This window comes from Actinoplanes italicus (assembly GCF_003001815.1).
In the GTDB taxonomy this organism is placed as follows: Bacteria; Actinomycetota; Actinomycetes; order Mycobacteriales; family Micromonosporaceae; genus Actinoplanes; species Actinoplanes italicus.
This window is the reverse complement of record NZ_PVMZ01000007.1, coordinates 87,452-100,330: the sequence shown is the minus strand read 5'-3', so window position 1 is coordinate 100,330 and position 12,879 is coordinate 87,452. Positions and strand designations below refer to the sequence as shown.

The 12,879-nt window shown below is 70.9% G+C and carries 11 protein-coding genes; 5 read left to right on the top strand and 6 right to left on the bottom strand.

Translation table 11 applies throughout. The features are described from left to right. The first annotated feature begins 44 nt into the window (after positions 1–44). The 3 genes from CLV67_RS18585 to CLV67_RS18575 all read left to right on the top strand — a co-directional run bounded on the left by CLV67_RS18585 (position 45) and on the right by CLV67_RS18575 (position 2,549). Positions 45–281, top strand: a complete 237-nt coding sequence (locus CLV67_RS18585; protein ID WP_106320558.1) for a hypothetical protein — start codon at positions 45–47, stop codon at positions 279–281. A 638-nt stretch (positions 282–919) separates the two neighbouring features. Beyond that, positions 920–1,513 (top strand): RNA polymerase sigma factor, encoded by a 594-nt coding sequence (locus CLV67_RS18580; RefSeq protein WP_106320011.1) that lies wholly within the window; start codon positions 920–922, stop codon positions 1,511–1,513. Positions 1,514–1,604: 91 nt separating this feature from the next. After that, positions 1,605–2,549: a CU044_5270 family protein gene (locus CLV67_RS18575; RefSeq protein ID WP_170153922.1), complete on the top strand. Its 945-nt coding sequence runs from the start codon at positions 1,605–1,607 to the stop codon at positions 2,547–2,549. Between the two features lie 18 nt (positions 2,550–2,567). Here CLV67_RS18575 and CLV67_RS18570 read toward each other — a convergent pair whose 3' ends face one another. From CLV67_RS18570 to CLV67_RS18560, 3 genes are all read right to left on the bottom strand, one after another. Then, the gene (locus CLV67_RS18570; RefSeq protein WP_146169226.1) at positions 2,568–3,305 is read right to left on the bottom strand and encodes a hypothetical protein; all 738 of its coding nucleotides are present in this window, start codon (positions 3,303–3,305) and stop codon (positions 2,568–2,570) included. A gap of 69 nt (positions 3,306–3,374) precedes the next feature. Continuing rightward, on the bottom strand, positions 3,375–4,994 hold the full coding sequence (locus tag CLV67_RS18565; RefSeq protein ID WP_203737170.1) for a beta-1,3-glucanase family protein: 1,620 nt from the start codon (positions 4,992–4,994) through the stop codon (positions 3,375–3,377). A gap of 145 nt (positions 4,995–5,139) precedes the next feature. Beyond that, complete coding sequence (locus tag CLV67_RS18560; RefSeq protein WP_106320007.1) at positions 5,140–6,306, bottom strand: dipeptidase; 1,167 nt, start codon at positions 6,304–6,306, stop codon at positions 5,140–5,142. Positions 6,307–6,477: 171 nt separating this feature from the next. On the opposite strand from CLV67_RS18560, the gene CLV67_RS18555 reads away from it, so the two are divergent. Further along, on the top strand, positions 6,478–7,521 hold the full coding sequence (locus tag CLV67_RS18555; protein WP_106320005.1) for a glycoside hydrolase family 26 protein: 1,044 nt from the start codon (positions 6,478–6,480) through the stop codon (positions 7,519–7,521). Between the two features lie 81 nt (positions 7,522–7,602). On the opposite strand, the gene CLV67_RS18550 is transcribed toward CLV67_RS18555, so the two are convergent. The 3 genes from CLV67_RS18550 to CLV67_RS18540 all read right to left on the bottom strand — a co-directional run bounded on the left by CLV67_RS18550 (position 7,603) and on the right by CLV67_RS18540 (position 11,870). Then, a complete protein-coding gene (locus tag CLV67_RS18550; protein WP_146169224.1) occupies positions 7,603–8,178 on the bottom strand; it encodes a hypothetical protein in 576 nt (191 codons plus the stop codon). 120 nt (positions 8,179–8,298) lie between these two features. Next, positions 8,299–10,971 carry a DUF6493 family protein gene (locus CLV67_RS18545; RefSeq protein WP_106320001.1) on the bottom strand — a complete coding sequence of 891 codons (2,673 nt, stop codon included), beginning with the start codon at positions 10,969–10,971 and terminating at the stop codon, positions 8,299–8,301. Further along, on the bottom strand, positions 10,968–11,870 hold the full coding sequence (locus tag CLV67_RS18540; RefSeq protein WP_106319999.1) for a hypothetical protein: 903 nt from the start codon (positions 11,868–11,870) through the stop codon (positions 10,968–10,970). The genes CLV67_RS18545 and CLV67_RS18540 overlap by 4 nt, the downstream gene beginning before the upstream one ends. Positions 11,871–12,007: 137 nt before the next feature. Here CLV67_RS18540 and CLV67_RS18535 point away from each other — a divergent pair, with 137 nt between their 5' ends. Next, entirely contained in the window at positions 12,008–12,832 is an 825-nt protein-coding gene (locus CLV67_RS18535) for a phosphotransferase (protein WP_106319997.1), read from the top strand. The last annotated feature ends 47 nt before the right edge of the window (positions 12,833–12,879 follow it).

Genomic DNA, 12,879 nt, shown 5'->3' with positions numbered 1-12,879 from the left:
TGTACCCGTCAGAGTTTCCGTCACTATCCGTCGAGGAGCTCGTCGTGAAGTTCATCCGTGACGCCCGTACCTCCCTTTCTCACCGTCTCGCCGAACGCCGCGCCCACCGCCGCCTGAGCGATGAGCTCGCCGCCTTCCGCACCGCCGCGGAGCGCACCGAGCTCGACCTCATGCTCGGCCGCCACAGCGCCGAGGAGACCCGCGAGATCCACGCCATCCTCAACCGCCAGGACGCCGCCCGCCGCCACCGCGCGGTGCTGGACCCGGCCCACCGAGTCTGACCCCACCCGAGGCCCGGCCCGCCACGGCCGTCCTCACCCGAGGGTCGGCCGGTCCCGGGCCGGCCCTCATCGAGAGGCGAACCGGTCCGCCCCCGGATCGCTTCTCTTCGGAAACCCCTGGTGTGCGGTTCGTGCACCGGGGGTTTCCGCATTTTCACGCCAGGCGGGCGCGGTGTTCCGTATCTATCAAGACCCCTGTCCGTTGGAGTGATCTTGCGAATGCGTACCATCTTCACGCCCAGCGGCCACCACCGCCGGGCGACCGGCCGCACCCGCGCAGCCCAGAAGGCCCAGCGCCCACCGGCCGGCCGATCCGCCGGACGACCCGACCTCCACATCCCGACGTCGGGCCGCCGGCGGATCCGCGTGCCGTTGCCCCACCGTGTCGCCGTCCGGCCGTGCCACGCCCGAGAAGATCCTGAGCGGTTGGGCCAAGCCCCGGCAGCCCGAACCACACAAGATCTCTACGTGGCGCGCGCTGTTGAGGGTGTCGTCCGGCGATGGTGCGCCGCGAGAGCAGCCTGAACGGCACAAGATCTGCAGAAGTCGAGCGGCCGCGATGTGGTGACAGATCCTGTAAGGGTGCGGCGCCGGGGAGATCGGGTGGAACCCGGGGCCCGGGGCGGACAGTATCGGGCGTGACAGCAATCTTGCGGGCTCGGATCCGGGCCGGGGACACCGACGCGTTCGCGGAGGTGTTCGACGAGCATGCGCAGGCCGTGTACCGGCACGCGGTCTGGATGGACGGTGACCGGGCCGGCGCAGACGACGTGGTCTCCCTGACCTTTCTCGAGGCGTGGCGGATCCGTGGGACCCTGCGCCCGGACGGGGACGGGCTGCGGCCCTGGCTGCTCGGCATCGCCACCAACGTGCTGCGTAACCGCCGCCGGGCCGCTCGGCGGCACCGGGCGGCACTGGCGCGGGTGGCGGCGGCCGGTGAGGTGCCGGACTTCGCCGACGAGGTCGTGGGCAGGATGCACGACAGCGCCCAGCTGGCCGCCGCGGCTGCGGCGCTCCGGGCGTTGCGCCGGGCCGACCGGGAGGTCTTCCTGCTCTGCGTCTGGCAGGAACTCGACTACGCGGCGGCCGCCGAGGCGCTCGGCGTGCCGATCGGGACGGTCCGGTCGCGGCTGTCCCGCGCCCGGGTGCGGCTGCGGGCGCTGGCCCAGGCCGAGCTGGCCCGCACCTCGAGCGGGCCGGGACTGACCCCGACGCGGGAGGGTTACCGATGATCGCGCGAGAACGGCCGCCGACGAGCGATGCGGGAGGGCTGCCGATGAACGCCGGGAAACGGCCGCCGACGAGCGATGCGGGAGGGCACCGATGAACGACATCGAACTGCGGGACGAACTGGCCGCGCTGCTGCCGAAGCCGGGTGAACCTCGGATGCCGGAGGGTGCGCTGCTGCGGCGGAGGGCACGGCTCCTGGCCGAGATCGATCGGGGGCTGGTCTCACCCGTACGCCGGAGATGGATCTTCGCCCCGGCAGCGGCCGTCGTCGCCGTGACGCTCGGGGCCACCCTCTTCGCCGCGCCGTGGGACCGGGGCGTCGCGCCGCCGATCATCGAGGTCCTGCCGGGTGATCATGACGGGGCGGTGGTGTTCCTGAATCGGATGGCGCAGGCGGGGGCCGGTGGTGAGACGGAGCGCGCCGACGGCAGGTACCTGTATGTGCGGAGCCGCGTGGCGTTCACCGCTTTCACCGGCGGTGAGGACGGTAGCGGCGAACCGGTCAGGGCCGAGTTGCAGGAAATGCACGACCGGGAGATCTGGAAGCCGCTGTTCGTCGGCGGGAACGGCCTGATCCGTGAGGACGGCGACAGCAGGCAGACCGGACCCGCGCGGCCGGTGGACCTGCAGCCGGAACTGCCGGACGACCCCGGCGAACTGCTCGCGAAGATCTACGCCGAGTCCGGGAACCGGGGGCACAGCCCGGACGGTCAGGCCTTCACGGTGATCGGTGACCTGCTGGCCGAGTCGCTGTTGTCACCGGAGACGACGGCGGCGCTCTATCGGGCGGCCGCGAGGATCCCCGGTGTGGAGCTCGTGCCGGACGCGGTCGACGCGGCCGGACGGCACGGTGTCGCGGTCGCGCGGACCGAACAGAGCCGGCGCCGGGAGTGGATCTTCGACCGGGCGACGGGACAGTACCTCGGCGAGCGCTCCTACCTGGTCGAGGACACCGAATACGGCAGGGCGGGGATGCTGATGTCCACCACCGCGGAGACGACGAGGGCGGTGGTCGGCAAGATCGGGATCAGGCCTTGATCGTACGGGCGAACGAGCTCAGTCGTCGGCGCGGCGGTGCGCCGCCCACACCGCCACGCCGACGACCATGATGGTCAGGGCCGCGATGGCCGAGCCCGCCATGGGCCGCGTGAGGGTCAGGGTGTCGAACGCGCAGTCGGGGACCCGCTCGAAGTCACAGGACGCCGGGTCGATCATCTCGACCTCCTCGGTCATCCACGCCCCGACCCACATCGGGGAGAAGTAGAGCTCCGCCCACGTCGTGTCCGCCACGCCCGTCACCACGCCCACGGCGCCCTGTGCGACCGCGGCGGCGACCAGCGCGAGCAGCCCGACACTGATCCGCCGGCCCAGAGAGGTCACGGCGAATCCGACGGCGCCGGAGGCCAGGACCAGACCGAGGCCGCGCAGACCGGTCAGGCCGAACGACAGCCAGTCGCCGGTGGTGAGCCCGTCCGTGGTCCCGCGCAGTCCGGCGACGATCCGGAAGGCGCCGGTCCACAGGGCGCCGAGCAGCAGGGTGAGCGCGGTGAGCAGTCCCAGTAGGCGCGCGAGCCCGGTGCCGAACTCCGCCGTCGTCATGCCGTAGTGCTCGGCGCCGGCGGACGCCACCCCGATCAGGTAGGCGGCCGTTGCCAGGATGACGGCGAACAGCATGATCATGTACGAGAACTCGTAGCGCACGTCGAAGCTGTCCGGCAGCGACCAGACGAAGATCGCCGCCAGGGGGAGCAGCAGGATCAGGACCAGCCGGACGAGGCGGCGAGCAGGGGTCATGAGCCGCACAACGGGTCGTGTGAGGTTCGGGTGTGGTGCTCACCCGAACCTCACACGATCGCTAGAGCGTCAGCCCCGGCGCCACTTCTGGTTGACGCCGCCGACGCACGTCCACAGGTGCAGGAGCGCGTTGTTGTTCGGGTTCACCTCGGCGATGTCGACACACTTGTTGGCCTGCGGGTTCACCAGGTCACCGGCGCCGCTGAGGACGAACTGCTGGGCCGGATTGCCGCTGCACGTCGCGATCTGGATGGGCGTGCCGTCGGCGGTGCCGCCCCAGGCCACGTCCATGCACTTGTTGTTCTGGGTGCGCAGCGTGCCGTTGACGAACTCCCAGCGCTGGTTCGTGCCGCCGGTGCAGTCCCACATGAGCGGGCGCACGCCGTCGTTGAAGTTCCAGTTCGGCACGTCGATGCACTTGTTGTGCCAGTTACTGATGATCGCGTTGCCGGTGGCCGGCGGCGGGTCGGTCGGGGGCGGGTTGCCACCGGTGAACGGGGACAGGATGATCGCCGCCGAGCGCGGGTCGCCGCTGTGCACGAGCGACTCGAAACCGCCGACGTCGTCGTACGCGAAGCCGTACGCCTTCCCGTCCGCCATGTTGTTGTGGATGATCCGCGAGTAGTGGTTCGGGGCGCTGTTGCGGTAGAACTGCCCCGCGTCGAGCACCGGCTCCTGCGTCGAGGTGCCCAGGGTGCCCCGGTTGAGTGCCGTGCACAGGGTCCGCTTGATCTCCGGCTCGATGAACGGCGGGACGTTCGGCGCGTTGAAGACGCCGTCACAGCCCCACACGTTGTTGCCGGTCGGCTTGCCCACCACGGCCACCTGCGCGCCGCTCGAGTCGGTGAAGACCATGTTGTTGCCCGAGGTACGCCCGAAGAAGCGCCGGTTCGGCTCGTTGACCCGCGGCACGACCGTCAGGGTGCGGCTGGTGTACGCGTTCCACGCCGTGTTGATGTACGCGTCCAGGTAATTGGCGTTCATGAGCCCCGCGCCCACCGCCTTGCCGGGCGCGAGCACCCGCAGCACGGTGCCGTCCGAGCGGGTCATGATCGAGCGGCTGAAGTCGCCGTTGCCGCGGATCTGGTCGATGACGTTCTGCCGGCCGTTGGCGACCGGGTCGCCGGTGCGGATGGTGCGGCCGTCGGCGCCGGTGACGCTGACCCCGTGCGGGATCGCGAACATGTCGACCTGTGAGCTGTTGAGCCACAGTCCCGCGTCGTTGTAGGTGAACTCGGACCAGTCGAACAGCGTGTCCCGGTTGGGGTCGCCGCCGGCCCACGGCGCGGGCTGCACCAGACCGTCCGGGGTGAGCCGGAAGTCGATCTTCTTGCCCAGCGAGAAGTAGATGCGGGCCGAGATGAACCGCGGGAACCGGACCGTGACGCTGCCGCCGTTGCCCGGCCCGGCGATCGAGACGTCCGGCGCCGGGGTGGGCGGGTTGCCGCCGGCGGGCCAGTTGAAGAACTGGCCCGCCGCGTTGACGTACCCGAGCCGTCCGCCGGGGCGGATGTCCTGGCCGAGGATGTACAGGTGGACGGCTTCGCCGCGGCCGGTGTTGTTGGTGACGGTCACCGGCAGCAGGTCGGGGCCGATGGCCGCCGCGGGACTCTGGGCGGCCGTGAGGGCGATGGGGACGGCCATGACGGCGGCCGCCAGGGCACGGAGTGCCGTGGATAGGACCTTCATCGGCGGGCTCCTCTGGGGGAGTGATGTGAGAGCGCTCTCACAGAGTTATGCCGCTCGATGTTCATGTCAATATCTTCTGTTAACTTTCTTGAAATATCGATGTTCGCTGCGGCGCGGCGCGGCCGTCGCGGCGGCGGAGCGCGGCTCAGCGCGGCCAGAGCGGCTCCTCGGCCTGCTCCTCCGCGTCACGCAGCGCTCGCAGGATGTTGCGGTTGGCGAGCCGCTCCAGGTCCCGTTCCGACCAGCCGCGCGTACGCAGTTCCTCGAACAGGCGCGGATAGCACGACACGTCGGTCAAGCCTTCCGGCACCTCGGCGGTGCCGTCGAAGTCCCCGCCGATTCCCACGTGGTCGATGCCTGCCACCTCGCGGGCGTGCTCGACGTGATCGGCGACCTGGGCCAGCGTGGCGGACGGCTTCGGGTGGGCGGCCAGCCACGGAGCGAAGGCCGGCTCCGCGGCGAAATCGTGCAACGGGACGACCGGCACGTCCGCCGGGTTCTCGCCGGGCAACGGGCCGCGCGGCCAGTCCTCGCCGTACGGGGGCAGCCCGAGCCGGGCCCACTCGGCGTCGGCCGCGTGGATCCAGTCGCGGAACTCCGGCGACACGAAGAACGACACGAACGTCAGCTGGATGACGCCACCGTTCCCGGCCAGCCGGGAGAGCACGTCGTCGGGCACGTTACGGGGGTGGTCGGTCACCGCCCGGGCGCCCGAGTGGCTGAAGATCACCGGGGCGACGGCCTCGTCCAGGGCGGCGTGCATCGTCGCGGGGGAGACGTGCGACAGGTCCACCAGCACTCCCAGGCGCTGCATCTCCCGTACGACAGCCCGCCCTTGATCTGTCAGGCCGCCGTGCGCCGGATCCTGCGTCGCCGAATCCGCCCACGGCGTGTTGTGGTTGTGGGTCAGCGTCACGTAGCGCACGCCGAGGCGGGCCAGTGACCGCAGCACCCCCAGCGAACTCGCCAGGCAGTGCCCGCCCTCCACGCCGATCAATGACGCGATCCGGCCGCCGGCCACCGCCCGTTCCACGTCCGCCGAGGTGTACGCGATCGCCAGGTCGTCCGGGTAGGCGGCGACCATCCGGTGCACCAGGTCGATCTGTTCCAGCGTGCTCGTCACCGCGGCCGCCTCGGGCAGATCCGACGGCACGTACACCGACCAGAACTGGCCGCCCACCCCGCCGGCGCGCAGCCGCGGGAGGTCCGTGTGCAGCGATGGTCGCCCGCTCTCCAGCCCTGACACGTCCGACCCGTGCCACTCGCGCAGGCGCATCGGCAGGTCGTTGTGGCCGTCGATGATCAAGTTCATTCCCTCTGGCTACCGGGACTCGACCGGTGGTGCAAGCGGATCGCCCGTTCGGAGTTCGAATCACCGCAACCGGGTGGCACCGGCACGGGCACTCGGCCCGCACCTCCCGCCCTGGAATCTCTTTCACATGCCCGGCCGACAACGAGCCGGACACACTGGGGGAGTTACTGAATGCGACTGGCCAAGCTGCCGAAGTTCCTGACAGCTCTGACCGCCGTCTTCGCGGGGACCACCGCCGTTCTGGCGCCGACCGCCGCGCACGCGGCCCCGGCTGCCAAGGCGTGCGTCACCGACAACAAGCTCGTCCCGTCCTGCGGCGTCCTCTGGGGCGGCGCGGCCGGTGGATTCACCAGCACGCCGCGTGACCAGGCCCTCAAGACCTGGGAGAAGGCCAGCGGCCGCACCGCGACGCTGTTCCACCAGTACCACAAGGGCGACGAGGCGTTCCCCACCAAGGCTGAGATCGCGATGACGAACGATCCGGCCAACCCGCGCGTCCTGCTGCAGAACTGGAAGATCGCCTACGGTTCGTCGTGGGCCAAGGTCGCCAAGGGTGAGCAGGACAAGCGCATCGACGCCTTCGCCAAGCGCGCGAAGGCGTACGGCAAGAAGTTCTTCCTGGTCCTCAACCACGAGCCGGAGAACGACGTCATCGCCAAGAAGGGCTCCGGCTGGGAGGCCAAGGACTTCGCCGCGATGTACCGCCACACCATCGAGCGCCTGCGCAAGCAGGGCGTGACCAACGTGGTCAACGTCATGGCGTACATGGGCAACGAGAAGTGGATGTCGCAGTCGTGGTGGGCCGACCTCTACCCCGGCGACAAGTACGTGGACTGGATCGGCCTGGACTCCTACGTCTCGGTCGAGAAGGGCTACTACCACTACGGCACCTTCGCCGACCTGCTCGACCGTAAGCCCAAGAAGGGTGGCCTCGGCTTCTACGACTGGGCCGCGACCTTGCACAAGACCAAGCCGATCATGGTCGCCGAGTGGGGCGCCTACCACCGCGTGGGCAGGACCACCGACAAGTCGTTCGTCTACAACGGCGTCGTCAGCGAGCTGAAGAAGCGCCCCGCCATCAAGGCGATCGTGCACTTCGACACCAAGAAGGACGACCAGGGCGACCGCGACATCAGCATCGACAGCACCAGGGCGAGCCTCGCCGCGTTCAAGAAGCTCGCCGCCGACCCGATCTTCAAGGTCAAGATCGGCTGATCAGACCCCCTTGAAAGAGAGACGCCGCCCGGTCCCCCGCCGGGCGGCGTCTTTCTTTCGCTGTACGGGACGCGCCTGCTGTCAGAGTGCGGCGATCTCGTTGACCCGCGCCTTGACGTGGATCAGCTTGGTCCTGGTGGTGTGGCCGCTCGTCACCGTGAGCAGGTAACGGTGTGACACGTAGCTGTTCGGCGTGCCGGCGCACGGGAAGTCCAGCGTTGCGGAGTCCTTGGCACCGTACTCCGCGTAGATCCCGGGACCGTCGACCGACAGGGTCGTCTTCTCGGCTCCCGTCGCCTTCCATTCGAGAATGACCGGCTGGCCGGGGTATCGCACCGCGTCGGTGCCGGACTCACATGTCGGCTTCTGCTTGACGCGGAAGTAGACGATCTCCGGGCCGGTGGACTTCTCCGGCTTCGGCTCGACCTTTTCCGGCTTCTTTTCCGCCTGCTTCTCCGGAGTCGGCTCCTGGGACGCCCCGGACTTCTTCGTGGAGGCCTCGGGCGGCGTTGACGAGCTGGTCAGCGGCTCGCTTTCGGAAACCGGGGAAGCTCCGCCGGCGGTCACGGTCCCGGTGAACGTGCATCCACTGACGAGTGCGGCGACCACCGGGGCGGCCACCACGGGAATGTACCAACGGCGCTTCTTCTCCGGCACCTACGTTCTCCTTTTCTTTTCGGTGAGGAGAAGATTAGGAATCCCGAACGGCCGTGGACCGCGCGACGAATTCTCCTGGCACGAAGTCGGTACGGCCGGTGACCGATCTGTTCCGTACGGTCACATCAGCAGTGATTTCAGCCGGCGCGCCTCGGCGATCAGCCGCGACGATCCCCGTCGTGCCGCGACCTCGGCCAGGCCGGCGACCTCACCCCGCGCCCCGGCCGCGGGCGCCACGTCGGCCGCGAGTGCCAGCAGGTCCGGAAGGCCGCGCGGCGCCACCGGCAGCAGATGCGGCAGCGCCGCGGCGAGCACCTCCCACACCTGCCGGGAAGCACCCGCCCGGTGCGCGTCGGCCAGTGCCGGAACCGATCGGCTCACCATGACCAGACCGTCCGGGCCGCCGAGCCGTCCCAGTTCGGTGCCGACGTCCGTCAGCTCCGTGCCGTCGGCAGCCAGAGCCAGGAAGAGATCCACGGCCGCCGCCCGGTCCGGTTCGTGCCGGGCGGTCAGGCCGTACACCAGCGCCAGGGCGGTCGCCGCCCCCGCCGGACCGGTGCAGTCGGCGAGCAGCGACATGCGCGGGCCGCCACCCACACCGGCGATGTCGGGCAGGATCCAGGCGGCGATCACGTCCCGGTGGTGGGGCAGCACCATCGCGAGGCCGACGTCGTCACCGCCCGGTTCCCAGCCGACCCGGAACGGCAGCGGATCCCTGACGACCGTGACCAGCTGCGCCTCCAGCGACAGCCCGGCGGTGCGGGACGGCTCTGCGGTGCCGGCCGTCTTCCCGGCGCGGGCCGGCTCTCCGGCGGGGGCCGTTTCTCCGGCGCGGGCCGGCTTCAGATCGGCCACCACCCGCTCGACGGGCGTGGTGGCCGGGTCCACCCTGGTCGGGTGGAAGCCGCCCGGGCGCTGCTCGACGCGGACGCTGACCGGATCCGGAAGGCCGCCGTCCCTCAGCCACCCGGCGAACAGCCGCCCGGCCGGTGACGTCAGCCGTTGCACGGCCGCCACCACCGCGGGTTCCACCCGGCGCGGCAGCCGCAGCAGCGCCTGCTCCAGATCGAACCGCCACGGTTGCCAGCCCTCGGCCTCGGCCCTTTCCAGCCGTGCCAGCAGAACCGTGGCGTCCAGACTGCCGTTGACGTGCGTCGGCGTGGCCGTCAGCAGCGGCACCGGCTGGTCGGTCAACCGCATCGCCACCTCGGCGATCCGCGCCGCGAGGACACCGTCCGGCGTCTTCGCCAGCGCCGAGTCGGGGCCGCCGCGCTGTCCGGTCTCCCCGGCGACCCGGAGCGCCTCGACCATCCGCTCCCATGCCGGCCCCGGATCGTCCGGGTCGGACAGCCGCCGGATCGCCACGCCGAGGAACACCGTGCGCTTCTGCGCCACCCAGATCAGGTGCTCGAACTCGTACGGGTACCGCTCCAGGAACGGCGTCAGCATGGCGGCCATCTCCCGCCGGTGACCCGCCGCGTGCAGGGTGACCAGGCCGGCGAGCACCCGCTCCCAGCCCGCGGCCGTCTCGGTGACCAGCAGCGACGCCACCTCACCGGCCAGTTCCGCCACGCCGGCGATGGGCGGCGGCATCTCGGCGGCCACGTACACGGCCGCGACACCCGGACCGGTGGTGTCCGGTCCGGCGGCGCCGGGGACGGCGTCCGGGCGGTGACGGGTGACCAGGTCGAGTGCGCGCTGCCGGATCTCGGAATCGGGGTGGCCCAGGGCGACGGCGACCGTCTCCACCATCTCGTCGATCCGGTCCGGGTGCCGGGCCGCAACCCGCGACAGCCATATCAGCTGGGCCTTGACCAGGGACTTCTCCGGTCGTACGAGAACGGGCCCGCTCACCTCCAGCAGTACTTCCAGGTCCAGCCGACCGGCGTCGTCCATTGCCCGCAACGTTCGCTGGGCCAGCGCGGCGACCGTCGACGGTCCGTCCGGCAGCATCAGGGTGTAGTCGGAGACGCGGGCGGTCGACTCGTCGAGCGTGGGCCGCAGCGCGTCGTGCAGCAGGACGAAAGCACGCAGACCGGCCGGCCGGCCGCCGTGGCCCAGCCGGTCGACCGTCGCACCGAGGATCAGGTCCCGGTCGAGCCGTCCCTGCTCCAGCAGCACCGGAACGACCGCTGGGAGCCAGGGCTCGCGATCCTCGTGTTCGACCCCCGGGTCCCGGAACGCGACCGCCGCCTCCGTGCCGAGGCCGTCGATCTCGAAGAACGCGGGAAGGAGCCGGTCCAGGAACGGATCCTCGCCGAGCCGTACGGCCAGGGATCTCGGCTCTTGCCCCGCCGGCACGGGGCGCAGCAGCTGCCGGATCCAGCCGCGGGCGAACGCCTCGGTGACCGGCGGGTCGGCGCCGGCCGCGCGCAGCAGCACGGCGGCGAGGTTCCAGTCCTCCGGGCGGCCGTTCCGCTCGGGCAGCCGCAGCGCGAGGCGGGTGCCGACGTCGGCCAGCCAGGACGGTCCCCGGCTCCGGCCCACCTCGCCGATACGGTCCAGGTAGGAGCGGTTCGACGTCCTCGCCGACAGCCTCGCCAGCAGCGTGGCGGCCTTGGCCGCACCGCGTACACACGCGATGACGGCCAGCGCCTGACCGGGGGCGGGGTTCGCCGCCGACTGCCACGGGACCGGCTCCGCGGACATGACCGCGGCCTCGATCGCGGCGCCGGCCGCGAATCGGTCCGCCTCGGCGGCGCCCGCCAGCAGTCCCACGATGCCGTCGAGGTCACCCGCCGCGGCGAGCCGGTCGATGGCTTCCTCCACCACGCAGCCGTCCTGTCCGTTCACGAGTAGTCGATGTCCAGGCGGGCGAAGCCTCTGCTCTTGAACAGGGCCTTGCCCTCCTTCCCGAAGGGGTTGCGAGAGGAGAGGAAGCTGACGCTCGCCAGCCTGGGATGATCCAGGAGCGCCTCGACGTTCACGACCCTCGGGCAGTTCAGAACACGGAGGTCGACCAGTTCGGGCAGCGTGGCGAACACGGCGCAGTCGATTTCGGTCCGTACGGTGTTGAGACGCAACGCCTCCAGCGTCGGCACCGTGGACAGCCGGTGGATCGGGAACGCACGTCCGGTCCCGCTCAGCTCCAACGTCCGCAGCGGTGCCCGGATGTGGTCGAAGACGTCGGCGTTCCTGGAGTCGATCAGCTCGAGATGGCGCAGCGTCGGCAGTGACTCCACCTGCCGCAGCACCGCCGGGTCGCCGGTGACGTTGGTGAGAAGGAACTCCAGTGGCGGCAGCGGATCGACGATCCGCGGCAGGCGCGGCGTGGTGATGCCGCTGACCCACATCAGGGCGGTGAGCCCGGGAAGGGCGGCGGCCGCGTCGAGTGGCTCCTCCGGAATCGGATCGCGGTGGTCGACGTGGACGGTGAGCGTTCTCAACCTCCCGCCGACGCCACCGGACGCCAGGTGGGGCACCAGCGGTGCCGGCACCGACAAGGACTCGAGATTGACGAGCGACGGCAGGTACGCCGGCAACCTCGGCTTCCGCAGCTGTGCGGGCGTCGGGCACAGGTGCAGGCTGCGGATCCTCTCCACATCCCCGGGCCGGGGCGACCCGCCCCAGGGGATCCGCACCGCCCCGTCGACGGTGAGGTAGTCACACTCGGCGGCATTGCCCGCACCGAAGATCCCCGGCCGGTCAGGGGGATGGACGTAGCGGTATCGGCTGTCCTCGAAACGATTCACTATCCCGGGCTGACCCACGCCGACATCATCACCCATCTCCGCCGATGGCCGGCCCACCGCGTGCCGGGGCTCCGGTACCCCGGCCCACCGCGTGCCGGGGCCCCGGTGCCGCTGGCTCGGCCCGTAGCATGGCGCCGGTGGGGTGGGAGGCACTCGAGCGGTGGGGCGGCGACGTGACCCGCATCGAACCGCTCACCGGCGGGGTCGCGAACGACGTGTGGAGCGTACGCCTCGACGGGAGCCTCGCGGTGGGTCGTCTCGGTAGCCGCGGCGACGCCGATCTCGCCTGGGAGACCGGGCTCCTGCAACACCTCGATCGGGCGGGTCTCGCCGTGCCGGTGCCGATACCGACCCGGGACGGCCGGCTGTTCGTCGACGGCCTGGTGGTGATGACGTACCAGGAGGGCGGACCGCCCGAGACGCACGCCGACTGGCGCCGCGTGGCGGAGACGCTCCGCGAACTGCATCGCCTGACGCGGGGATGGCCGCAGCGTCCGGGCTGGCGGTCGTCGACCGACCTTCTGCACTCCGCGACCGGGACGAGGATCGACCTCGATGCGATGCCCGCTGAGGGCGTCGCCCGGTGCCGGGCGGCGTGGGCGCGGCTCGCCGGACGCCGGACGTGCGTCGTCCACGGCAATCCGAACAACCCCGGCAACGTCCGCATGACCGCCGGCCGGGTGGCCCTGATCGACTGGGACGAGGCGCACGTCGACGTACCCGATCTCGACCTGGTTCTGCCCGGCAACGCGGCCGGGCTCGACGACGACGCCCACGACATCGCCGCGCAGGCGTCGGCCGCTTGGGAGGCCGCCGTGTGCTGGAAGGACGACTACGCGGTCAGGCGGCTCGCCGCGGTCAGGGAAGTCGCGGTCCAGGAAGTCGTGGTCGGGGAAGTCGCGGTCCGGGAAGCCGTGGTCGGGGAAGCCGTGGTCGGGGAAGCCGCGGTCCGGGAAGGCTGAGTGGGGACCCCGGCGCGGGGATGGCCTGACGCCGGCCTGATGGCCGC

Excerpts from the sequence above, each read along its gene's own strand:
- CLV67_RS18555 (WP_106320005.1), top strand. The coding sequence starts at position 6,478 with ATGCGACTGGCCAAGCTGCCGAAGTTCCTGACAGCTCTGACCGCCGTC.
- CLV67_RS18570 (WP_146169226.1), bottom strand. The coding sequence starts at position 3,305 with ATGACCCCTGCTCGCCGCCTCGTCCGGCTGGTCCTGATCCTGCTGCTC.
- CLV67_RS18575 (WP_170153922.1), top strand. The coding sequence starts at position 1,605 with ATGAACGACATCGAACTGCGGGACGAACTGGCCGCGCTGCTGCCGAAG.
- CLV67_RS18560 (WP_106320007.1), bottom strand. The coding sequence starts at position 6,306 with ATGAACTTGATCATCGACGGCCACAACGACCTGCCGATGCGCCTGCGC.
- CLV67_RS18565 (WP_203737170.1), bottom strand. The coding sequence starts at position 4,994 with ATGAAGGTCCTATCCACGGCACTCCGTGCCCTGGCGGCCGCCGTCATG.